The sequence below is a fragment of the Anaerotignum sp. genome (assembly GCF_051877975.1).
Classification (GTDB): Bacteria; Bacillota; Clostridia; order Lachnospirales; family Anaerotignaceae; genus Anaerotignum_A.
This window is the reverse complement of the sequence record NZ_JBJEJK010000010.1, coordinates 1-22,404: the sequence shown is the minus strand read 5'-3', so window position 1 is coordinate 22,404 and position 22,404 is coordinate 1. Positions and strand designations below refer to the sequence as shown.

The 22,404-nt window shown below is 46.8% G+C and carries 25 protein-coding genes and 4 tRNA genes; 19 read left to right on the top strand and 10 right to left on the bottom strand.

Annotated features, from left to right (window positions below):
- Positions 1 to 180 precede the first annotated feature (180 nt).
- From recF to dnaA, 6 genes are all read right to left on the bottom strand, one after another.
- Positions 181 to 1,278 carry a DNA replication/repair protein RecF gene (gene recF, locus ACI39P_RS01200; protein ID WP_439718891.1) on the bottom strand — a complete coding sequence of 366 codons (1,098 nt, stop codon included), beginning with the start codon at positions 1,276 to 1,278 and terminating at the stop codon, positions 181 to 183.
- Between the two features lie 64 nt (positions 1,279 to 1,342).
- Positions 1,343 to 1,780 carry a hypothetical protein gene (locus ACI39P_RS01195; protein WP_439718890.1) on the bottom strand — a complete coding sequence of 146 codons (438 nt, stop codon included), beginning with the start codon at positions 1,778 to 1,780 and terminating at the stop codon, positions 1,343 to 1,345.
- A 32-nt stretch (positions 1,781 to 1,812) separates the two neighbouring features.
- On the bottom strand, positions 1,813 to 2,694 hold the full coding sequence (locus ACI39P_RS01190) for an EamA family transporter (protein ID WP_439718889.1): 882 nt from the start codon (positions 2,692 to 2,694) through the stop codon (positions 1,813 to 1,815).
- A gap of 40 nt (positions 2,695 to 2,734) precedes the next feature.
- On the bottom strand, positions 2,735 to 2,953 hold the full coding sequence (locus ACI39P_RS01185) for an RNA-binding S4 domain-containing protein (RefSeq protein ID WP_439718888.1): 219 nt from the start codon (positions 2,951 to 2,953) through the stop codon (positions 2,735 to 2,737).
- 255 nt (positions 2,954 to 3,208) lie between these two features.
- Positions 3,209 to 4,312, bottom strand: a complete 1,104-nt coding sequence (dnaN, locus tag ACI39P_RS01180; RefSeq protein WP_439718887.1) for a DNA polymerase III subunit beta — start codon at positions 4,310 to 4,312, stop codon at positions 3,209 to 3,211.
- Positions 4,313 to 4,822: 510 nt separating this feature from the next.
- On the bottom strand, positions 4,823 to 6,157 hold the full coding sequence (gene dnaA, locus ACI39P_RS01175) for a chromosomal replication initiator protein DnaA (RefSeq protein WP_439718886.1): 1,335 nt from the start codon (positions 6,155 to 6,157) through the stop codon (positions 4,823 to 4,825).
- Positions 6,158 to 6,762: 605 nt separating this feature from the next.
- Between dnaA and rpmH the strand changes: the two genes are divergently transcribed.
- The 11 genes from rpmH to rsmG all read left to right on the top strand — a co-directional run bounded on the left by rpmH (position 6,763) and on the right by rsmG (position 16,377).
- Positions 6,763 to 6,897 carry a 50S ribosomal protein L34 gene (gene rpmH / locus ACI39P_RS01170; RefSeq protein ID WP_290715678.1) on the top strand — a complete coding sequence of 45 codons (135 nt, stop codon included), beginning with the start codon at positions 6,763 to 6,765 and terminating at the stop codon, positions 6,895 to 6,897.
- Positions 6,898 to 6,993: 96 nt separating this feature from the next.
- Positions 6,994 to 7,392, top strand: a complete 399-nt coding sequence (rnpA, locus tag ACI39P_RS01165; RefSeq protein ID WP_439718885.1) for a ribonuclease P protein component — start codon at positions 6,994 to 6,996, stop codon at positions 7,390 to 7,392.
- Positions 7,393 to 7,396: 4 nt separating this feature from the next.
- Positions 7,397 to 7,621, top strand: coding sequence for a membrane protein insertion efficiency factor YidD (gene yidD / locus ACI39P_RS01160; RefSeq protein WP_439718884.1), 225 nt, complete (start codon positions 7,397 to 7,399; stop codon positions 7,619 to 7,621).
- A 48-nt stretch (positions 7,622 to 7,669) separates the two neighbouring features.
- A complete protein-coding gene (locus tag ACI39P_RS01155; protein WP_439718883.1) occupies positions 7,670 to 8,704 on the top strand; it encodes a membrane protein insertase YidC in 1,035 nt (344 codons plus the stop codon).
- Positions 8,704 to 9,321, top strand: a complete 618-nt coding sequence (gene jag, locus ACI39P_RS01150) for an RNA-binding cell elongation regulator Jag/EloR (RefSeq protein WP_439718882.1) — start codon at positions 8,704 to 8,706, stop codon at positions 9,319 to 9,321. The genes ACI39P_RS01155 and jag overlap by 1 nt, the downstream gene beginning before the upstream one ends.
- A 146-nt stretch (positions 9,322 to 9,467) precedes the next feature.
- Positions 9,468 to 10,859 (top strand): tRNA uridine-5-carboxymethylaminomethyl(34) synthesis GTPase MnmE, encoded by a 1,392-nt coding sequence (mnmE, locus tag ACI39P_RS01145; protein WP_439718881.1) that lies wholly within the window; start codon positions 9,468 to 9,470, stop codon positions 10,857 to 10,859.
- Positions 10,860 to 10,889: 30 nt separating this feature from the next.
- A complete protein-coding gene (locus ACI39P_RS01140; protein WP_439718880.1) occupies positions 10,890 to 11,687 on the top strand; it encodes a carbon-nitrogen hydrolase family protein in 798 nt (265 codons plus the stop codon).
- Positions 11,688 to 11,854: 167 nt separating this feature from the next.
- The gene (locus ACI39P_RS01135; protein WP_439718879.1) at positions 11,855 to 13,222 is read left to right on the top strand and encodes an MATE family efflux transporter; all 1,368 of its coding nucleotides are present in this window, start codon (positions 11,855 to 11,857) and stop codon (positions 13,220 to 13,222) included.
- 97 nt (positions 13,223 to 13,319) lie between these two features.
- On the top strand, positions 13,320 to 15,200 hold the full coding sequence (mnmG, locus tag ACI39P_RS01130) for a tRNA uridine-5-carboxymethylaminomethyl(34) synthesis enzyme MnmG (RefSeq protein ID WP_439718878.1): 1,881 nt from the start codon (positions 13,320 to 13,322) through the stop codon (positions 15,198 to 15,200).
- Positions 15,201 to 15,214: 14 nt separating this feature from the next.
- Entirely contained in the window at positions 15,215 to 15,655 is a 441-nt protein-coding gene (locus ACI39P_RS01125) for a hypothetical protein (RefSeq protein WP_439718877.1), read from the top strand.
- A gap of 2 nt (positions 15,656 to 15,657) precedes the next feature.
- On the top strand, positions 15,658 to 16,377 hold the full coding sequence (gene rsmG, locus ACI39P_RS01120; protein ID WP_439718876.1) for a 16S rRNA (guanine(527)-N(7))-methyltransferase RsmG: 720 nt from the start codon (positions 15,658 to 15,660) through the stop codon (positions 16,375 to 16,377).
- On the opposite strand, the gene ACI39P_RS01115 is transcribed toward rsmG, so the two are convergent.
- Positions 16,355 to 16,639, bottom strand: coding sequence for a hypothetical protein (locus ACI39P_RS01115; protein WP_439718875.1), 285 nt, complete (start codon positions 16,637 to 16,639; stop codon positions 16,355 to 16,357). The two genes, rsmG and ACI39P_RS01115, sit on opposite strands and share 23 nt — an antisense overlap.
- 58 nt (positions 16,640 to 16,697) lie before the next feature.
- Between ACI39P_RS01115 and noc the strand changes: the two genes are divergently transcribed.
- The 3 genes from noc to ACI39P_RS01100 all read left to right on the top strand — a co-directional run bounded on the left by noc (position 16,698) and on the right by ACI39P_RS01100 (position 19,025).
- Complete coding sequence (noc, locus tag ACI39P_RS01110; RefSeq protein WP_439718874.1) at positions 16,698 to 17,546, top strand: nucleoid occlusion protein; 849 nt, start codon at positions 16,698 to 16,700, stop codon at positions 17,544 to 17,546.
- Positions 17,547 to 17,609: 63 nt separating this feature from the next.
- A complete protein-coding gene (locus tag ACI39P_RS01105; protein WP_439718873.1) occupies positions 17,610 to 17,867 on the top strand; it encodes a helix-turn-helix domain-containing protein in 258 nt (85 codons plus the stop codon).
- Positions 17,868 to 17,912: 45 nt separating this feature from the next.
- Complete coding sequence (locus ACI39P_RS01100; RefSeq protein ID WP_439718872.1) at positions 17,913 to 19,025, top strand: integrin alpha; 1,113 nt, start codon at positions 17,913 to 17,915, stop codon at positions 19,023 to 19,025.
- A gap of 76 nt (positions 19,026 to 19,101) precedes the next feature.
- Here ACI39P_RS01100 and ACI39P_RS01095 read toward each other — a convergent pair whose 3' ends face one another.
- Genes ACI39P_RS01095 through ACI39P_RS01085 form a run of 3 tightly spaced genes read right to left on the bottom strand, consistent with a single transcriptional unit; the run spans position 19,102 to position 21,057 of the window.
- The gene (locus ACI39P_RS01095) at positions 19,102 to 19,596 is read right to left on the bottom strand and encodes a hotdog domain-containing protein (protein ID WP_439718871.1); all 495 of its coding nucleotides are present in this window, start codon (positions 19,594 to 19,596) and stop codon (positions 19,102 to 19,104) included.
- A gap of 12 nt (positions 19,597 to 19,608) precedes the next feature.
- Positions 19,609 to 20,079, bottom strand: a complete 471-nt coding sequence (locus tag ACI39P_RS01090) for a hotdog domain-containing protein (RefSeq protein ID WP_439718870.1) — start codon at positions 20,077 to 20,079, stop codon at positions 19,609 to 19,611.
- Positions 20,080 to 20,109: 30 nt separating this feature from the next.
- Complete coding sequence (locus tag ACI39P_RS01085; RefSeq protein ID WP_439718869.1) at positions 20,110 to 21,057, bottom strand: alpha/beta fold hydrolase; 948 nt, start codon at positions 21,055 to 21,057, stop codon at positions 20,110 to 20,112.
- A 183-nt stretch (positions 21,058 to 21,240) separates the two neighbouring features.
- Here ACI39P_RS01085 and ACI39P_RS01080 point away from each other — a divergent pair, with 183 nt between their 5' ends.
- The 5 genes from ACI39P_RS01080 (at position 21,241) to ACI39P_RS01060 (ending at position 22,065) form a co-directional block, all read left to right on the top strand.
- A complete protein-coding gene (locus ACI39P_RS01080; RefSeq protein ID WP_439718868.1) occupies positions 21,241 to 21,450 on the top strand; it encodes a hypothetical protein in 210 nt (69 codons plus the stop codon).
- An 83-nt stretch (positions 21,451 to 21,533) separates the two neighbouring features.
- Positions 21,534 to 21,606, top strand: a tRNA-Thr gene (locus ACI39P_RS01075).
- 12 nt (positions 21,607 to 21,618) lie between these two features.
- Positions 21,619 to 21,699, top strand: a tRNA-Tyr gene (locus ACI39P_RS01070).
- A 13-nt stretch (positions 21,700 to 21,712) separates the two neighbouring features.
- Positions 21,713 to 21,786: transfer RNA gene (locus tag ACI39P_RS01065), tRNA-Met, on the top strand.
- Positions 21,787 to 21,977: 191 nt separating this feature from the next.
- Positions 21,978 to 22,065, top strand: a tRNA-Ser gene (locus tag ACI39P_RS01060).
- The last annotated feature ends 339 nt before the right edge of the window (positions 22,066 to 22,404 follow it).

Genomic DNA, 22,404 nt, shown 5'->3' with positions numbered 1-22,404 from the left:
TTTCCTTCTAAAAAAACAAACATAAAAATTTTGATATAATTATACCATTTTTTCATTGATTTTTCAACGTTTTCTAATGATTTTCCATGGATTTTTTTAAAAAATTCCTTCCTTATAATTTAGAGGGGATACAGAAAAAAACAAAACCATTGAAAAAAGACACCACAATATGTAGTGTCCTTATCCCAACTTATTTCCCTGGGGCGTAATGATCCCATTTTCCACATAAAACAGGTTATCTTTTGCAATATATTTTTTCACAGAATCCTCGATGCCGGTGCAGGTCACAAAAGCCTGCAGGCCGCCGATGGATTCCAACAGGAATTTCTGCCGTCTTTCATCCAATTCAGAAAATACATCATCCAGCAGGAGAACAGGTTCCTCCCCGGTTTCTTCCCGAATCAGGTCGATTTCCGCCAAGCGGGCCGCCAAGGCCGTTGTCCTTTGCTGCCCCTGAGAACCATAGACCTTTACTTCCCTTCCATTAATGGAAAAGATCACATCATCCTTATGGGGGCCGCTTTGGGTGGCACCAAAATAAATATCCCTGTCCAGATTCCGCCGCAGCTTTTCTGCCAGCATCCCTTCCTCGCAGTTTGGCTTATAACCGGTGTGCAAATGGTCCCTGCCCCCTGTCAGCCTGGAAAGCTTTTTCGCCGCAATTTCATCCAGCCGAAGGAGAAAACGCTTTCTGGCGGAAATGATGCGCTCACCGTATTCCGCCATTTGGGCATCCCAAACAAAAAGGGTCTCTGCCAAGTCCGGCTTTTTCTGAATCTCCTTCAACAGATTGTTTCGCTGCTTTAAAATGCGATGATACTGCTGCAAATCATAATAATAGACCTTGCTCAGCTGGCAAAGCTCCATATCCAGAAACCGACGGCGCTCCCCCGGGCCATCCTTCACAATAGATAAATCCTCCGGAGAAAAAATAACGGCATACAATGTCCCAAAAAGGTCGCCAAGTTTTCGCACCGGCAGGCCATTGACGGCAATCCCCTTTTTTTCATTCTGCTTCAAATGGACATCGATCCGATCATAGCAATTTTTCCGCTGTACCATCATACGGATATGGCTTTCCTCTGCATCGAAATGGATGAGCTGCTGATCGCTTTTGCCCCGCATAGAACGACCCATGGCACAAAAATAGATGGATTCCAGAAAATTAGTCTTTCCCTGGGCGTTGCTGCCGTAAATCACATTGATCCCCCGGGATGGTTCGATTTTCAGTTGTGCAAGGTTCCGAAACCCCTGAAGGGAAACCTCTGTGATATACATTTTTATTCACCTGCAATTCATAAATATGAATCAGTTGATTTTTCGATATAAAATATTATGTAAATCAACTCTGTTTTGCCAGTTCTTCCCGCAATTCCTGCAGCAACCCCTGCAGCAAAATCACTCTTTCATCATAAAAAGCCTGCTTCGCTTCTTTCTCATCGTCCTCAAAAAAGGCGTATTCCGCTGGCCATTCCACCCAATCCTCGAAGAATTTTTCCATATCCTCCAGGATTTCCTGAATCAATTCCAGCTTGGAAAGCTTCACCTCATATTTCTCGGGGCCATAATAGCCTTGGGCAACGATTTTTACTGTTTCATCGGCAGTCAAAGTAAATTCGGAACCTTCCTCATCGAAATATAATTCCACAGGAACGCCATCCCGCAAAGCACAGATGCAGGCATCCATCACTTCCACGGGCACATCCTGAATATAGCTGCCAAGGCCTTCAAAATCTCCCAAGAGGATATCCGTCCAACCGCTTTTCGGTTTTGTAAACATGAAACCACTCCTATATTTTTATAAACACTTGTTTAGTATTTTTCTCTTTCCGGTAACTCACTGATAAAGGTAGACCCCAGCACCAGTACGGCGCCAACCACGCCAAAAATACCCATATTTTCTTTCAGCAGCAGGGCAGAAAGCAAGATCGCCACGATAGGGTCAATATAGCTGAAAATAGCGATGGTCTGGGCTTTCAAATCCTTCATGGAAGCGAAATACAAAATATAGGCCACTCCCGTATGAATAATGCCTACCAACAGCAACATAGCCAAAACAAAGGGCGTTAGAGCAGAACGCACTTCTCCCAGTTCCTGGGTCAAAAGCACATAGGGCAGCAGAACAACAGCCCCGGTACCCAGCTGCACAAAAGTCTTATCATAGGCAGAAATATCGGTGATCTTTTGATTCATCAGCACCACAGCCGCATAAAACAACGCTGCCCCCAAGCCAAAAAGAATGCCCCTTGCCTCAGAAAAGGAAGGGATCCCCGTTTGGATGACCCCGGAAACAAACACCATTCCCACCAACGCAACCGCCACACAAAGGACTTTTCTCACTGTCAGCGTTTCCTTTAACAGAAAAGGCGAAGCCAACAGGACGAAAATCGGCTGCATATAGTAGCAAAGGGTAGCTGTGGCAACGGTGGTATAGTGATAGGATTCAAACAATAATATCCAGTTGATACCGATAAAAATGCCGGAAAGAGCCAGCAGGATAAAATTTTCCTGAATTGCCCTGCCATTGGGACTGCTTTTTTTCAAAAAAAGAAAAAGAAGCACGAATAGAGCGCCCACAAAGCCCCGCACCACGGCGATCAAGCTGGAAGGCAGGGGAATATATCGCACAAAGATGCCAATGGTGCCGAAAATCACCATAGATGCGATCAATTCCATCCTTGCTTTGTGCCCCATAAACGTACTCCTCTCTTCTTTCGTATCAATAAACTTCTGTTTATTCTTCTGCCGCCACTTCCACGCGGCCAACCCCCTTCAGTTCGATGACATCACCGGGGCGGATTTTTTTGCCCCGCTCTGTGGCGATTGCGCCATTGACTGTTACCATCCCTTCGGACAGATAAAATTTCACATCGGAACCTTGATCCACCAGGCCGGCCAGCTTCAAAGCCTGCTGTAGTTTAATAAACTCAGTATGAATATAAATTTTTTCCATTTTCGTAACCTCCTTTTTAGGGGGCTCTGCCCCCTATAACCCCTGCAAGGGCATAATGCCCTTGACCTTATTTGCAGAAACTATCGTTTCTGCGAGAAATAAAATCATTCACGCCGAAGGCAAATCGGGTCAAGGGGGGTAACCCCTTGCGGAGTGTGAGTCAGAGCCTCACAAAAAGAATTGCCCACAAGCGTGTTTTTGAAGGGGTCTGGGGAAACTTTTCACAAGTGAAAAAAGTTTCTCCAGCAATCTCTTTTACATTCTCAAAGGTAAAATCAAATATTTAAAAGCATCGCCTTCCACAGGCAGGATGGTGCAGGGGCTGAGGGATGCCATGAAGATCATCTTCACAGAATCCTCCTCGATAGAACGCAGTGCTTCGATCAGATATCTGGGGTTAAAGGCAATGGTCAGGTCATCCCCTTCCACTTCTGCAGATACACTTTCATGGGCAGTCCCCATATCACTTCTGGCGGTGATATCCATACCGCCGCCATGAATCATCAGGCGGACAGGGGTTTTTCTATTATCTCTGGAAACCAGAGAAGCCCGTTCCAGAGCCTGGATCAGTTCACTTTTATCGATGATCATTTTTGTTTTGTAATCATCGGAGAAGGACTGGGCATAGCGGATAAAATCGCCTTCGATCAGGCGGGATACCATGACAGCTGTTCCCAGATCAAAGAGGATATGTTTTTCTGTCAGGTAGATGGAAAGGGTATCTTCCTCTTCCTGCGAAAGGATTTTATTCAGTTCGGCCAAGGTTTTTCCCGGAACGATCACTTCTGTTTCCCCGCTGCCCGTGAGCAGGTCGTTTCTCCGGAAGGAAATACGATAGCCATCTACAGAAACAACATGCACAGAGGTATCACTCAACTCAAATAATTCCCCAGTCAGGACAGGCTTAGAGCCATCCTGTGCAATGGAAAAAATGGTCTGACGGATCATATCCCGCAGCTTCGCCTGTTCCATGGAATAGATTTTTTCCTGTTCCACTTCTGGCAGGCTGGGAAAATCATCGCCGCTCTGCCCCATGATCTGAAATTCGGAGGTACCGCTGAGGATGTTTACGGCAAATTTATCATCAGTTTCAATGGTGACAGATTCCCCATTCAAGCGACGGACGATTTCGTTGAAGATACGGGCTTCAATGGCAACCTCGCCTTTTTCGGAAATTTCTGCTTCGATAGGCGCTGTTTTGATGCCGATTTCCAGGTCATTCCCGGTCATCACAAAGCCCCTTTCATCGGCTGTCAATAAAATACATTCCAAAATGGGCAGAGTGGTGCGGTTGGAAACCGCTTTGTTTACAATGTTGATGTACTGCAGAAGCAGATCTTTGCTGCATGTTAACTTCATGATTGTGTACAACTCCTTTGTTCACAGATATAAATAAAATAAAAATAATGGAATCAGTAGTAGCAGTAGTAGGGGCTGTGGGTTTGTGGAAAACCGAGGGATGCCCCAAAAATCAAGGAAAAAACATCTTGGAAAACCCTGTGGATAAGTGGAAATAAGGATAGGGGTTGTCCACGTTTTCCACAGAAGGGGGAAAGGGGACAAGGTTATCCACAATTTGTCCAGAGGAATTTTACAGGAGTGTTGTGGAAAGGTATTTTATATAGAGGGAAAACTTTTTTCACTTGTGAAAAGTTTCCCCTTAAACCCCTTCAAAAACACGCTTGAGGTAAGTTTTATGGGGCGTTGCCCCAAACCCTACTCACTTTTTGAAAAAAGTGAGACAAAAACTTTTATTCGCCTGCGGCGCATATTTCCTGATTTTCCTTTGAAAAAGCGATAGCTTTTTCGTATTGGGCTCCAAGGGGGTGACCCCCTTGGTGGGAGTTTGAGGGGGAAACCCTCAAGGTCTTATGCCTCTTTAATGTCTTTTTCCAGCTGCAGGATGGTTTTCTGCAATGCGGTATCGGTTTCCAGCTGTTTCTCGATTTTCGAGATAGCATAAATAACCGTGGTATGGTCTCTGCCGCCGAAGCTTTCGCCGATTTTCGGCAGGGAAATATCCAGCAGCTTTCTGCAAAGATACATGGATACCTGTCTGGGGAAGGCGATATTCTTAGGCTTTTTGCTGCCCTGAATATCCTCCACCCGGATATTATAATGCTCTGCCACCACCTGCTGGATCAATTCCGGCGTCAGGGGGGCGGAGGAATGTTCGCTGAAGATATCCTTCAGGCTATTTTCCGCCAGAGCAATGGAAATATCCTGATTGGTCAGGGTGGCAAAGGCTACGATCCTGGTCAATGCCCCTTCCAGTTCTCGGATATTGGAAGCAATATTTTTGGCGATATAGGCCATAACATCATCGGGAACCACAAGGTTATCCCGTTCTGCTTTTTTCTTTAAAATGGCAATCCTAGTTTCATAATCGGGGGGCTGTACATCGGCGATCAAACCCCATTCGAAACGGCTGCGCAGTCGGTCTTCCAGTGTTTTGATCTCTTTGGGGGGACGGTCGGAAGATATGATGATCTGTTTATTGGATTCATATAATGCGTTGAAGGTATGGAAAAATTCTTCCTGTGTCCCTTCTTTTTTGGAAATAAACTGGATATCGTCAATCATCAGCACATCAATATTGCGGTATTTATTGCGGAATTCTTCGTTTTTATTATTCTGGATAGAGTTGATCAGCTCAATGGTAAAGGTTTCGCTGGTAACGTAAAGTACTTTCGCATCGGGGTTTTTATCCAAAATATAATGACCGATAGAATGCATCAGATGGGTTTTGCCTAAGCCGGAATTTCCGTATAAAAACAGAGGATTATAGGCTTGGGCAGGGGCTTCCGCAACAGCCAGGGAAGCGGCATGGGCCATACGGTTGCTGTTGCCGACAACGAAAGAATCAAAGACATATTTCGGGTTCAGGTTTTTTGCCAGCTCATTTTCTGTTTTCTTTTCTTTTACCAGATTATGCTTGCCAAAACCGCCGGCCTTCTGTTCTTCTTCTGTAGTGATAACGATTTCATATTCGTTTTTTGTCACGAATTTGACTGCATTTCGGATAATGGGCAGGTTTCTCTTTTCCAGCATTTCTTTGAAAAATGCGTTTTCAACCTGCAGGATCAGCTGATTGCCATCAATGCCGCAGGGGATGATGGGCTGAATCCATGTTTCAAAGCTAACGGGTGAAGTCTCTTCTTCAATAATTTTGAGAGCTTCTTCCCAGATTTGTTTCAATTCCATTTCTTTCCCTCCTATATTTTTCCTGTCTGTGGATGAACCCTTCTGTTATCCACAGTTTCTTTGGATATCTCTGTGAAAAACAAGATATGACATCCTTCTTTTTTAAAGTTATGAACAGGTTTTCTTTTTTCCCTTCTGCACAAATTCCACATAGCTGTCAATGGGGCTGTCATCAAGCCAAAAGCGGTTCCTCTGGGGAAAGGATTCACAGCTTTTTATACAAGCTGGGAAAAGTTATCAACAGAGTTGTCAACAGATTGTGGATAACATAATATAGGAATTGTGAAACCTGTGGAATTGCAAAAGGGCATGCTTGGTTCTAGTATAACAAAAGTTATCCACAGGTTCAACGAAAAACTTGTCCAAAAAAATTGTCCCTCGATGCCGTATACAAGATATAGTAAATCCAGTCTCAAAAAATCTAAATATACCTTTTTGTCGAAAAAATTTTCGAAAATTTCCTGTGGAAATGTGGACAAATCCAATAAATACGCGCCTTCCGGGGAAAATTTTTTCTTGACGAGCATTGCTTTTTTTACTATAATAGGGGCAGTGCTCATAAAAAGGGTGAGCAGAACCCGGAAATTGAAGGAGGTGCAACAACCATGAAAATGACATTCCAGCCTAAGAAAAGACAGAGAAGCAGAGAACATGGCTTCAGAAAAAGAATGAGAACAGCAAACGGTAGAAAAGTGCTTGCTGCAAGAAGAAAAAAAGGTAGAAAAGTATTATCCGCATAATCTTTTCCTGTTTATTTTAAGGCCGCAGAGTTTTTCGTGTGGCCTTTTGTTCGTCATGGAAGATTTTTTCAGCGGGCCGCAAAGGAGGTTGTGCCGATGAAACATACAGAATCTTTGAAAAAAAATTTTCAGTTCCGCCATGTATATAACAGAGGCAGATCCATCGCCAACCGCCATTTGGTATTGTATTTGGTCAAAAACGGGACACAGGGGAATAAGCTGGGCATTTCTGTCAGCAAAAAGGTGGGCAAAAGCGTTGTCCGTTCCCATGTGACACGCCTGATTCGGGAAAGCTACCGCAGTATGGAAGAGGAGATCAAAACGGGGTATGATATGGTGGTCATTGCCCGTGTTTCCTGCGCTGATGCTTCCTATCATGAGGTGTGCCGTTCTTTGCGGCATCTTTTCAAAAAACAACAGCTTCTGCTGAGCGTGTCTGAAAGAAAGGACCGTCAGGATAAATTAGAAGCAGAAAACGGAAAAGAAGTGGAATAATGAAATGTTTCAAAAACTGTTTTTGTTGTTGATCCGGTTTTATCAGGCAGCGATCTCTCCCCATTTCAGGCCTTGCTGTCGGTTCACGCCGACATGCTCCCAATATGCGTATATCGCCATATCCAGACACGGTGCGATAAAGGGCACGTATCTTGCCGTGCGGCGGCTTTTGAAATGCCATCCTTTCCACGAAGGCGGGTATGATCCTGTTCCGGAAAAGAAAAAATAACTGTCCTTCGGGGCGAAGATCTCGTATTGTTTGTTTAAGGAGGAAAAAATGTTACATTCCTATTTACTGGAAGCACTGCCTTCCGTAAGAGAGCCCGGTGTGATCATCGGACCTGTGGCTAACCTGATGGGGAAAGTATACAACATGCTTTTTGAATTGCTTCACAGCAGCACAAGCGCAGGTTCCCTTGGTCTGGCTATCATTATTTTTACATTGATCGTGAAACTGATTCTGTTCCCTCTGATGGTAAAGCAGCAGAAATCTTCTTTTAAGATGCAGCAGCTGCAGCCGGAACTTCAGAAGATCAGAAAGAAATATGAAGGCAAGACAGACCAAATGTCTCAGCAGCGCATGGCTTTTGAAATGCAGGAACTGCAGAAAAACAGCGGCGTAAGCATGATGGGCGGCTGTCTGCCTATGCTGATCCAGCTGCCTATCCTGTATGCATTGTTCTATCTGTTCCAGAATGCATACGTTTATGTAGATGTTATCGGCGCAAATTATACAGATATCGCCAATGCGATCATCAACATTCCGACAACCCTCAGAATGGAAGTATTCCAGCCCTTTGCTCAGGAATTTGTGGATACTTACAAAAATGTGGCCATCATCAAAGATGGTTTTGATATGAGCCAGGTGGGCGATATCACCATGCTGGTGAATTACCTGAAAGCGGATGACTGGGCAGTGATCCTGCAGAATCTGGGTTCTGCCGGGGATGCTTTGGCGCCTCTGCTGGAAACCAAAAATAATATTGAAACCTTCCTGACCATTCCTCTGGTAAGTAAAGCAGGTCTTTCTTTCCCTGGCATTATCATCCCCATCGCTGCCGGTGTGACAACATATCTGCAGTCTAAGATCATGATGATGATGAACCCTCAGCAGAATGACCCCAATAACCCGGCGGCAGCCATGTCTAAATCCATGCTGTATATGATGCCTATCATGATGGGCTTCTTTGCGATTTCCATGCCCGCAGGTTTGGGTCTGTACTGGACGATCAGTAATATCTTTGGTATCATCCAGCAGGTAGTCCTGCAGAAATATTATAAAAAGAAATTTGCAGAGGAGGCAGCACAGTAATGGAAGAAATCAGAAAAAGCGCAAAAACTGTAGATGATGCCGTTGCAGCTGCACTGGCTGAATTGGGCGCAACAAGGGAAGAAGTGGATATCACAGTTATCGATGAAGGCTCTAAAGGCTTTTTGGGGATGTTCGGCGGCAAGGATGCTGTAGTTCTGGTGAAGAAAAACTTTAACCCTGAAAAGGAAGCAGAAACTTTCCTGAAGGAAGTTTTCCTTTCCATGGGCCTGATCGTGAAGATCAAAACAGAACTGAAGGATAAACACCTGTTCATCGAATTGACAGGGGATGATATGGGGATCCTCATCGGCAAAAGAGGCCAGACATTGGATGCGCTGCAGTATCTGGTAAATCTGGTTGTCAATAAGAAAAGCCCTTATTATATCAGCGTAATGCTGGATACGGAAAATTACCGTCAGAGAAGAAAAGAAACCCTGGAAAGCCTGGCGTTCAACCTGGCGAAAAAGGTAAAACATACAAAGAGAAATGTAGTTCTGGAACCTATGAACCCTTACGAAAGAAGAATTATCCATTCCGCATTGCAGAATGATCGTTTCGTGACAACATACAGCGAAGGGGAAGAACCTTATCGTAACGTTGTAATCACATTGAAATAATGAAAGTTTTGAAACCCGTTGTAAATTTATTACATCGGGTTTCTTTGTAAATTTCTTCGCAAAAGCGAAGCTTTTGCAAATGAGGATCCAGGGAAATCATTTCCCTGGCAGGGTTTGGGACGGAGTCCCAAGAAAAGAGGTTAACGATGAAAAGAGAATATATGTTAGACGATGTCATCGCGGCCATTTCCACGCCCATGGGTGTTGGCGGCATCGGCATTGTCCGTATGAGCGGAGCGGGCTGTATCGCCATGGCGGATGATATCTTTATCGGTAAGAAAAAATTGACGGAAAAAGCCACTCATACCCTGTCCTATGGGAAGATCACCGATGGCAAGGGCGGCGAAGTTATCGATGAAGTCCTTGTTTCTGTTATGAGGGCACCCCATACCTATACCAAAGAGGATATTGTGGAGATCAACTGCCACGGTGGTTCTCTGGTGACCAGAAGGGTATTGGAAGCAGTATTGAAAACCGGTGCCCGTCTGGCGGAGCCCGGGGAATTTACCAAGCGTGGGTTTTTAAACGGACGGATCGACCTGACCCAAGCAGAAGCCGTCATCGACCTGATCCATTCTAAAACGGAATTATCCCGGCAGGCGGCGGTGAATCAGCTGGAAGGCCGGCTGAAAACAGCAGTCAGAGAAATGCGGGAGGAAATTCTGGATATGATCGCCTCCATCGAAGCGGTCATCGATTATCCCGATTATGATATTGAGGACGAGACCTATGGCAACATGGAAAAGGGTGCAGCGAAGCTGTTGGCCCAGATGGAAAAACTGCTGGAAGGGGCAGACCGGGGGAAAATCATCCGGGAAGGCCTGCAGACGGTTATCGTTGGCAAGCCCAATGTTGGGAAATCCTCTCTTCTGAACTGGCTGCTGGAGGAGGATCGGGCCATCGTGACCGATATCCCCGGCACCACCCGTGATACCGTAGAAGAATATTTGAATATTGACGGTATCCCCATCAAAATCGTAGATACAGCAGGGATTCGGGAAACGGGCGACGTGGTGGAGCGCATGGGTGTGGAAAAATCTAAGGCCTATGCGGAAAATGCCGATTTGGTCATTATGATGCTGGATGCCTCCCGTCCCTTGGAGGAGGAGGATAAAGAAATCCTTTCCTTTATCAAGGAGAAAAAGACCATTGTACTGCTGAATAAGGTGGATTTGGAACAGAAGCTGTCTCTGGAAGAGCTGGAAAGCTTTGTGCCAAAGGAACAGATTTTGTTCATTTCCGTGAAGAAAAATCAGGGCTTCGACCGCCTCATTGATGCGTTGAAAAATATGTTTTTGGATGGACATACGGCCACGGCGGAGGATGCCCTGTTGGGGAATACCCGCCATAAGGATGCCCTGTACCGTGCCAAAGAGGCCATGGAACATTGCATGGAGACCATTACCATGCGGATGCCGGAGGATTTCATTTCTATGGATCTTCAGGATGCCAACCGTGCCTTGGGCGAAATCACCGGGGACACCAGTGATGAAGAGATTATCGATAGAATCTTTACCAAGTTCTGTTTAGGAAAATAATTTTTTACAAAAGATAGGAGTTGTATGGATATGAAGATTGCATTGGCACAAATGAAAATGGCTCCTGATATGGAGCAGAATTATCATAAATCCCTGGAACTGATAGCAGAAGCGGCAAAGGGAGGGGCAGACCTTGTTTGCTTTCCGGAAGTGCAGCTGACGCCTTTCTTTCCCCAATATGAAGGGAAAAATGTGGACGATGCTGTACTGCATTTAGACAGCCCTTATGTAAAAGGTATCTGCGCTGCCTGCAAGGAAAACGGGATTTATGCTTCCCCCAATTTTTATATCGAAGAAAATGGCAAGCGTTACGACATGAGCCTGCTTATGGACGATAAGGGTGAAATCATCGGCAAGCAAAAGATGGTGCATATCGCCCAAGCGGAAAAATTCTATGAACAGGATTATTACACTCCTTCCGAGGAAAGCTTTCAGGTGTTCGATACCAAATTTGGCAAGGTAGGCATCGTGGTCTGCTTCGACAGACATTACCCCGAAAGCATCCGTACCTCTGCCCTGAATGGGGCGGAGCTGATTATTGTGCCTACAGCCAATACCAAGGATGAGCCTTCGGAGCTGTTCCAATGGGAAATCAAAATTCAGGCCTTCCAGAGCGTTGTCAATGTGGCAATGTGCAATCGGGTTGGGCTGGAGGATACTATGGATTTCTCCGGTGAATCCATCGTTTCCGATTATAACGGCAATACTGTTGCACTGGCGGATGATTCCGAAATCATCCTTTATGCGGAAGTGGATCTGGCAGGTGCAAAAGAGACACGGAATAGAAAGCCCTATACCAATTTGAGAAGAACGGAATTGTATAGATAATGAAATATGAGATAAAAGAGTTTCGGCAGAAACGATAGTTTCTGCAAATGGGGCGGGGGATGAGGTACGCACCGCCGAACAGATGCGGCGGTTGCTCCGAAGGAGCAAGGCTTGCGAAATAAATCCTGCTTGAAAACAAGGCCCCATAAAAAAAGAGGTGGAAAATTTTGGAGAATGAATTGGGCGTAAAGCCTATCAAAAAACTGCTGTGGAAGCTGGCAGTGCCGGCCATCACAGCCCAGATTGTAAATGTATTATATAACATCGTTGACCGTATCTATATTGGGCATATCCCGGTGACGGGGAAATTATCCCTGACGGGGGTAGGGGTTTGTATGCCCTTGATTATGCTGATTTCTGCTTTTGCCATGCTGGCGGGCATGGGAGGCGCTCCCCGGGCGTCCATCATGCTGGGGCGGAATGACAAGGAAGAAGCGGAGCGCATTTTGGGAAACTGTACAGCTCTGCTGGTTCTGATTTCTCTCACATTGACAGTGGTATTCCTGTTCTTTGCGGAGCCCTTTTTGCTGACCTTTGGCGCCAGTGAAAATACCATCGGCTATGCTATGGATTATATGCATATCTATTCCTTTGGGACGATTTTTGTTCAGCTGACCTTGGGCTTGAATGCCTTTATTACGGCCCAGGGCTTTGCAAAAATCAGTATGAAAACTACCCTCATCGGTGCGGTGACCAATATTATCCTGGATCCGATTTTTATTTTCTTTTTCGGCATGGGGGTTAAGGGGGCAGCTTTGGCTACGGTCATTTCCCAGGCCCTTTCTGCCATTTGGGTGCTGACCTTCCTGTTGGGAAAACAGACCATTTTAAAATTGCAGCTGAAAAATCTGCGTCTGCGGGGAAAGACCATTTTCCCCTGTATCCTGTTGGGGCTGAGTCCTTTTGTGATGCAGGCAACGGAAAGTATTTTGAATGTCTGCTTCAATTCCTCTCTGCTGAAATATGGCGGGGATACGGCGGTAGGTGCCATGACGATTCTCACCAGCATGATGCAGTTTTCCATGCTGCCCCTGACCGGTCTTTCCCAAGGGGCCCAGCCTATCACCGGCTATAATTTCGGCGCAAAGCAGCCGGAACGGGTGCGGGAATCTTTTTCTATCCTGCTGAAATGTTCTTTGGGCTATTCTGCGGCATTGTGGCTCATCATTATGCTGTTCCCCCGCCCGCTGGCCATGCTTTTTGCGGAGGATGCAGCATTTTTGGATTATACGGTTTGGGCATTGCGGATCTTTATGGCCACCAGTGCCCTGATGGGGATTCAGATTGCCTGCCAGCAGACCTTTATCGCCATCGGGAATGCGAAAACCTCTCTGTTTTTGGCGATCTACAGGAAGATCATTCTGCTGATTCCCCTGATCTATATTTTGCCCCATTTCTTCGAGAAAAAGGATATGGCGGTATTTTTGGCAGAGCCGGTGGCGGATTTTATTGCCGTGACCACGACAGCCATCCTTTTCGCTTGGCAGTTTAAAAAAGCCATGAAAGACTTGGAAGCAAAAACAGAAAATGCTTGATTTTACAGGGAAAACCGTTGCGTTTTCCCTATTTTTCTTTTAAAATTAAAAATTAGAGTAAAATTTGTTTTGTATCCTAGAAATGAGGAATTTGAATATGTATCATGCAGAAACCATTGACGTTGCCGTTATCGGCGGCGGCCATGCCGGCTGTGAAGCGGCCCTTGCGGCGGCGCGCCTTGGCATGGATACGGTGATGTTTGCCATTTCTCTGGACAGCATCGCCATGATGCCCTGCAACCCCTCCATCGGGGGCAGCTCCAAGGGGCATCTGGTGCGGGAAATCGACGCTTTGGGCGGGGAAATGGGCAAGGTCATCGACAAAACCTATATCCAGACGAAAATGCTGAATACGGGCAAAGGCCCTGCGGTTTATTCCCTGCGGGCCCAGGCCGATAAAATCGCCTATCAGACAGAAATGAAGCATCGTCTGGAAAATACACCAAATTTGAAAATCAAACAGGCAGAAATCGTGGATATCCTTATGGAAGAGGGGAAGGTCAGCGGCGTGGTGACAGCCTCCGGCGCAGTCTATAGCTGTAAGGCGGTCGTGCTTTGTATGGGTACTTATATGAAAGCCCGTTGCCTGACAGGGGAGCATATCACCGAAAGCGGACCCAATAACCTGATGCCTGCCACAAAGCTTTCCGCAAGGCTGAAGGAAATGGGCATCGACCTTTTCCGCTTTAAAACAGGTACCCCTGCCAGAATGAATAAAAATTCGCTGGATTTGAGCAAGATGCAGCCCCAGTATGGGGATGAAAATATCGTGCCCTTCTCCTTTGAAAATAGTCCCGAGGATATCGCAAAGCCTCAAGCCCTTTGTTGGCTCACCTATACCAATGAAAAGACTCATCAGGTCATTCGGGAAAACCTTCATCGTTCTCCCATGTTCGGCGGCGTCATTGAAGGGACAGGCCCCCGCTATTGTCCTTCCATCGAGGATAAGATCGTCCGCTTTGCCGATAAGGAACGGCATCAGCTTTTCGTAGAGCCGGAAGGGGAAAATACAGAAGAAATGTATATTCAGGGTATGAGCTCTTCTCTGCCGGAGGATGTGCAGATTCAAATGTATCGTACCATCCCGGGCTTGGAACATTGCGAGATCACTCGTTTTGCTTACGCTATTGAATACGATTGTATCGATGCTACCCAGCTGAAGCTTTCTTTGGAATTTAAGGATTTCCCCGGTCTGTTCAGTGCAGGCCAGTTCAACGGTTCTTCTGGTTACGAAGAAGCAGCGGCTCAAGGGCTCATCGGCGGCATCAATGCGGTGCAGTATATTCAGGGAAAAGAACCCCTGATTTTACAGCGTTCCGATGGGTATATCGGCGTGCTGATCGATGATATCGTAAACAAAGGCACCAGAGAGCCTTATAGAATGATGACCAGCCGGGCAGAATTTCGCCTGTTGCTGCGGCAGGATAATGCCGACCAGAGGCTGACCCCCATCGGCTATAAAATCGGTCTGATTTCTGAGGAAAGATATCAGGCCCTGCGGGAAAAGGAACGTCTCGTGAAAGAAGAGATCCAACGGGTACAGGGCGTGACCATGGGCCCCAGCGAGGCTGTATTGGCATTGCTGGAAAGATACGGCACAGCCCCTATCAAAAATGGCGCCCGCCTTTCCGATCTGATCAAACGCCCCCAGCTGACTTATGACGTTTTGGCGGAAATTGACCCGGAACGCCCGGAACTGCCTGCCGATGTGCGGGAGCAGGTGAATATCCAGATCAAATATGCCGGTTATATCGATCAGCAGCTGAAGCAGGTGGAACAGTTCAAAAAACTGGAAGGCCGCCTGCTGCCTATGGATTTGGATTATGAAACCATTCAGGGGCTCCGTTTGGAGGCAAGGCAAAAGCTGAATCTGGTCCGCCCCCAAAACTTGGGGCAGGCCAGCCGCATTACAGGGGTATCCCCTGCGGATATTTCCGTATTGCTCATTTATATGGAGCAGATGAAAAGAAAACATTGATAGGATGTGATGCTATGACAGGATTTTTTCTGCCATGGAATGAAAATAACAAACAGGAGAAACGGGGAGAGAAAAAGCTGCACCTGCCCAAGGGGACTTTTTCTTTGGAGGATGCCGTTTTCGATAACCGTAAGCCTGCCTATGTTTCCCTGCCCAACCCCAGGGGAACCCTCCGTTCCTTTTTGCAGGCGGTAGAAAGCGGGAAAAAGGAGGAGGCCATGGGCTATTTTTCCAGCAGAGTAGCGGAAGCGGTGGATTATGAGGAAATGGAAGGCTTTTTGAAGGATTTGAAGGAATACCATTGCTTTGCCGAGGAAAGCAGAAATGGCATCCGCACGGTTTCTGTCACAGGAAATCAGAAGGATGGGGAGATTTTCTCTTTCCGTATGGTGGCAGAGCCCGATTCCTATGGCAAATGGAAGATTTTCAGCATTGAAAGAGAAGGGAAGGAATGAGCATGGAATATCAAGCATTACTCAAGGATTGCTGTGACCAGATGGGCGTTGCCCTCAGTGAAGCCCAGTTGGAGCAGTTTATGACCTATCTTTCCCTGCTGCTGGAATGGAATGAAAAAATGAACCTGACCGCCATTACGGAAAAACGGGAGGTTGTGCTGAAGCATTTTGCCGACTGCCTGAGCCTTGTGCCTCTGGTGGAATGGAAAAACGGCATGCAGGTCATCGATGTGGGCACCGGGGCAGGCTTTCCCGGTGTGCCTGTGAAGATTGCCTGTCCGGAAATCGAACTGACATTGCTGGATTCTTTGCAGAAGCGTATTGGTTTCCTGCAGGAAGTGGGCACACAGCTGCATTTGGATGGCGTAAACTATGTCCACAGCCGTGCGGAGGATGGCGGGCAGAACCCCGATTACCGGGAGAAATTCGACCTTTGTGTTTCCCGGGCTGTGGCGAATCTGGCGGTTCTGTCGGAATATTGCCTGCCTTTTGTACGGGTGGGCGGCCGATTGGCGGCCTTGAAAGGCCCCGATGCGGAGGCGGAAGTGGCTCAGGCCAAGGGTGCCTTGGAGAAGCTGGGCGGCAGGCTGGTGGAGATCAGGGATGTTGCCATTCCGTACACCGATCTTTCCCATAAATTAGTATTTATCGAGAAGGTATCTCCCACGCCGAAGAAATACCCCCGCAATGCTGGAAAAATCAAAAAATCCCCTCTTTCTTGAGGGCGTTAAAACCTTGGGGACGCTGTCCCCAATTCCCCTGCCAGGGCATCATGCCCTGGACCTGATTTGCAAAAGCATACGCTTTTGCGGGGAAAAATAAGATGAGAAGCTCATATTGACATGATTTTTGTCGATAGGGGCTTTTTTTTGTGGAACGCTTTTTTTCTATCGGGAAAAAAGCCGTGTTATGATGGAAAAAAGAAAAAATCCGCAAAAAATATCCAACTGCAAAGCAGTGATATTTTTTGCTATATAGGGTCAAGGGGGTTACCCCCTTGCGGAGCGCGAGGCAGAGCCTCGCAGAAAAAGGAGGAAATACTATGGAAGTTTTGAAATTTTCGGAAATGCGCTTGAAAAAGGATAAGGTCATCTTTCAGCTGCCTATTGATAAAATCCGCTCAAACCCTTATCAGCCCAGAAAATACTTTAACCGTGCCGCATTGGAGGAATTATCAGACAGTATCAAAGCCTACGGCGTTTTGCAGCCCATTACCGTCCGGAAAATGAGCGGCGGCTATTATGAATTGGTGGCCGGGGAACGGCGCCTGCGGGCATCGGAACTGGCAGGCCTGGAAACGATCCCCGCCATTCTGATGCAGGTCAGCGACAGCGACAGTGCCATTATGGCATTCATTGAAAATATCCAGCGGCAGAATCTGAGTTTTCTGGAGGAGGCGGAAGGCTACCGCAATATGATGGAGGATTATGGCCTGACCCAGGAGGAATTGGCGGCAAAATTATCCAAAAGCCAGTCCTCCATCGCCAATAAGCTGCGGGTATTGAAGCTGGAGGATAGCGTAAAAAAACTGCTCTTGGAATATCATTTCACGGAACGCCACGCCCGCGCCCTTTTAAAGCTGCCCGATGAGGAAACACGGCTGTTGGTTCTTAGTCAGATGATACAGGAAGAAATGAACGTGAAAAAAACAGAAGAACTGGTGGAGGCTACCTTGGAGCAGATGCGCCCCCGTTTTACGGAAAAAGGAGAGCGAAAGGAAAAAAGATATGTCCGCTCCACGGATTTTCGCCTGTTTACCAATACCATCAAGCAGAGCGTAGAGGTCATCCGCCGTTCCGGTATGGATGTGGTCTATGAGGATAAGCAGGATGCAGAAGGCTGTGAAATTGTGATTCGGATCCGCCGCAGCGGCCAGAATATCTCCGCTTGATTTGTTCCCGTTGGCGTTTTATAATAGTTACGTTAAAGAACGTTACAAACAGGAGGGAACAGCATGAAGGAAAGACCTGTTTTGATCCGTGCCGATTACGGCTCTGTAGAACTGCGGTTAAAGGAGATCATGGAGGAGCGGGGCATCACCAGAAACCAGCTGGCAAAGCTGATTGATGCAAGGTTTGAGGTGGTCAATAAATGGTATCAGGGGGAAGTGGAAAAAATGGATCTGGATATCCTCGCCCGCATTTGCTATGCTTTGGACTGCACCACGGAAGATCTGCTGCGATATGTTCCCGGAGGAGCGGAGGAAGGATAAACAGATTTGGTTTTTCTGGAAAAGAGCAGTTTTAGGGAGGAAAGCATGAAAAGAAAAAGCGCATTTTTAGGCGTATGCCTTATGGCGGGGATGTTGATGATTTCGGGCTGCGGCGCGAAGGAGGAAAGCATCGAAACATCTGTTGCCGATATGGCGGAAGAAGGGGAGCATACAGAGATTTATCGGGATATTTTGGATGGTTTTTATACCTTGATTGTCACTGGTTCTGAGGATACTGCTGCGGCTTTGGAAGGCGGCGAAGGGGTATTGGAAGCAGTGCGGGCCATGGAAGGGGAAAATGCCCTGGAACGGATCGGATACAGTATAACGGATATCAGCGGAGACGGCATTCCCGAATTATTGGTGGGGGCTATGGAGGACAACCATTCCGGCAAAGAGATTTATGCGGTGTATACCTGCCGGAAGGATATCCCCAGCTGCACCTTTTCCGGCTGGGGCAGAAGCGGCTATACTTCTATGGGGGACGGCAGATTCTTCTATCAGGGCTCCAATGGGGCGATGTATGCCATTTTTGCTACTTATGCCATTTCCCCCGATGGAACCTCTCTGATTTGTGAGGATTACTACTTTACCTATGAAAAAGATGAGAGTTTTTCTGAAATCGGGTTTTATCATAATACTTCCGGTGCATGGGAAAAGGACGTTTCTGAAGAACTGGATCTTTCTGAAGAAGAATTTTGGCAGATACAGGAGGATTTGGCAAAACAGACAAAAAGCGTCGCACTGACGCCTTTTTCCGCCTATGGGTTCACTGGCAGCAGCATGGCAGAATTGCCTGTGACTGCCCTGTTTGCTTCGGATGTGGAAATGGATGGGCTTGCCTGGGAAGAATTTCTTGCCGATAGGGAGGAAGCCCAGGAAAAAATCGTCTTTATGGCCCAAAGCACTGTAAAGGATTTTCAGGTGCTGTCCCTTTCTCTGGAGAATGTGGAAGAAAACGGAAGGGTCACATTTTCCACGGAAAAACTGTATGCCCTTGAAGAATTGACACCGGAACGCCCCCTGCTGGCAGGCATGACCATTCATGGCACTATTCCCCAGTATGGGATTTCTTATGTGGACAGCAATGGTGAAAAAAGAAACTTTGCTGTGGAAATCAGCGGCATGGATGGTTCCCTGATACTGCAGGAGTTTTGAGGAGAGGAAAAAATCTAGCAGAAAAACAAAAAAGACCTTTGCAAAGGTCTTTTTTTGCTTGGAATAAATTTTTGTTTTAGATCGGTCTTTCAAAGATCTTATCCAGTTTCATAAAAGTTGCTGTGGCCGTTCCCACAAGGATATCCTTCCCATTGCGGCTGACCCAGCTTTCTGCCACCATGCTGACCAGTGTACGGCCCAGGTGGTTGATCTTTACACGATACTGCACCATATCCCCCAGAAGGACAGGCTTCAGGAAGGTGGTCGTCAGGTTGACGGTGGTGATCATGTGTTGTTTGGCGTAATAATGGCAGGTCAGGCCGAAGGAAACATCGAAGCAGGTCATAATGATGCCGCCATGGAGACTGCCGCCGGGGTTCAGTTCCCAGGGCAGGGCTTCAAAAGCAATACAGACCTCTTTCTTTTCAAAATCACAGGAAACAAAATGGGGTTCCAGATGCACCAGCACGCCCTTATTGGAAATGGGGTTATCGGGGTGCCCCAGCTGGGAAAGCCACTGCTCCATATTTTCCTGAGAGGAAATTTCATCTTTTAATGTAATCAGTTCCATTTTTCCACCTCCTTAAGCATCGACAGCCATGAATGTGGCTGTGGCGATGCATGCCAGAATATCATCCCGTTCCAGCCGCACCTCTGCTTTTACCGTTGCCAGCGTGCGCCCAACGGAATCCAACTGACATTGTATATGGAAAGTGTCCCCCGGAGTGATAGGCTTCAGATAGCTTACATTCATGGTCACGGTCACTACCGTAGGGGCGATCAGGTGGGTATAATAAAGAGCCAGCATCCCCATAGAAGTATCCAACGCTGTAGAGGTGATGCCGCCGTGAAGGATATCTTCCGGATTCAGTTCCCATTCCTGCACATCAAAAGCCATATCTACGGTGCCTTTTTCAAAATCACAGGAAACGAAGCGGGGATCCATACGGGGAATGACACCGTGGTGTTTCAGCTCGGAATTGGGCTTCATGGCGTTATGGAAAAAGGTTTCCATATCCGCTTGGGAAAGGCCGGGAATTTTTGTCCAGTTCATTTCTGTTTCTCCTTTGTTTCTTATTATTTCTTATTTCAAAAAATCTTTTACGTTTTCCAAAAATGCCTTGCTGTTTTCCATATGGGGCAAAGCGCCAGTTTTTTCAAAGAGAGCGAAGGAACCATATTCCTTCATTTTTTCCGCTGTATCGAAAGATTCCACAGGATTTATCTTATTTTCCTCCCCCCAGATCATCAGAAAGGGAATGGAAAGCTGCTGGAACGCAGGCTTTGTATCGGCGGCGTAAAATCTGGTTTCGATGCCGGCGAAGGTTGCCTGGGCATGGATGCCGTAGCGGGCGGCGTCAGCATATCTTTGCACCAATTCCGGGGAAATGGTTTCTTTGGCGTAGAAAGCGTTTTCCAAAGCTGCTTTGATCTTTCTTTTTGTGGTGCCCAAAAGGAATTTTTGGGTGCCTGCCACGGGGGCCAGCAGCAGGGAAAGGGGCTTTGTATCTTCATCTGTGGCGAAGCCCTTGCCGATGCCTTCGGGGGAGATCATCACCATGCGGCGGATATCCTCGGGATGCAGCAGGGAAAGGGTCAGGCCGAAATCAGCGCCTGCGTTGGCACCGCAGAAGCAGACAGGACGTTTCACGATATGTTCAATGAAGCTGTGGAGGAAAGCGGCATATTGATATGCCGTCCAGGGTTTTTTCGGGCAAAAGGAATTGCCGAAGCCGGGCAGGTCTATGGCGTAAACATGGTATTCCTCCGCCAAGGCATCTATCACATCATCCCATTCCCGGGAGGATGCCCCCAACATGACGCTGTGGACCAGAAGGAGAGGCTTGCCGTGGCCAAGAGAACGGTAAGCAACAGTTCCTTCTTCTGTTTCATAGGTTTCCATCATATGGGTCTCATCCTTTTTCTTTTGGGCTTTTTTCAGACATAGCCGCTGATAGCCCGCCAAACCGGCGATGACCGCGCCTATGCCGCTGAAAAGCGTTAGAAAATATTTAATGATTTTATTCTTCATATTTTTCAAAACCTCCCTTTAGAGGAATTTATTTCGTATTTGATTCTATACTTGTTTTTCATGAGAAAAAATTGCAGGACAGCTGTTTTTGCAGCTGCTTTTTCTATTATGAACCCAAATCCCGCATTTGAAAAGGGGGTAATTCATAAGATAAATTGAAGATTTTCCAAAGGGGAGAGGAATATGGATGGGTTTTTGGCATTGGCGGGGCAGTTGTTTCTGATTTTGTGCATCCAGTCGGTACTGGAAGCCATGGCAGCGGCGAAATGGCAAAATAATTTTATGCAGAAGCCCATCGAATTGGGATGTTATCTGGCCAGTTTGGCGGCGGTTTTGCGGTTTATGCAGTCTTATTTATTTGGTATTTTGCGGTCATTTGCACATTTTTTTTAAAAAAACCGCCTTTTTTGCAAAAAAATTGCTTGACGGATGGATAAAACGATGGTAATATATCATCTGTACTCAGTACGAGTTACGCCGATGTGGCTCAATTGGCAGAGCAGCTGACTTGTAATCAGCAGGTTATCGGTTCGAGTCCGATCATCGGCTTTTTTCTTATGTGGGTGGATTCCCGAGCGGCCAAAGGGGGCAGACTGTAAATCTGTTGCGATAGCTTCGAAGGTTCGAATCCTTCTCCGCCCACTTTTTATACTAACGCGGAGTAGAGCAGTCCGGTAGCTCGTCGGGCTCATAACCCGGAGGTCGTCGGTTCAAATCCGGCCTCCGCAATCAACAGAAGGACATCATTTATATATGGTGTCCTTTTTGTTATTTACCAAAATAACCTTCGGGAAACCCGGAACTTTTCCGGTTCAAATTGGATCACTGTAATTTTTAAGTATTTGTTATATTTTCCGGCAAAAAAGATTTGACAAATATCTTGACTTGTAGTATACTGTCTCTTGCAGTAGGCATTTTGTGGAGATGTACTCAAGAGGCTGAAGAGGTGCCCCTGCTAAGGGTATAGGTCATTCACGTGGCGCGAGGGTTCAAATCCCTCCATCTCCGTAAAGAGAGAGACTATCGAAGGATGGTCTCTTTTTTGTATTTAAAAAAAGAAGGGAACCCTGTGAGCCATAGTGGCGCGGGCTTTGCCGCCGCCCGCTTCCGGTGGAAGGAGGAGGAAGGCGGGAAAGGCGAGAAACAAGGAGCATGCCGAGCGAACGGAGAGAGGGAGAGCAGGCGACTATGTTACGAGGTGGGCCGTTCAAATCCCTCCATCTCCGTAAAGAGAGAGACTATCGAAGGATGGTCTCTTTTTTTGTATTTAAAAAAAAGGGAACCCCGTGGGCCATAGTGGCGCGGGCTTTGCCGCCGCCCGCTTCCAGTGGAAGGAGGAGGAAGGCG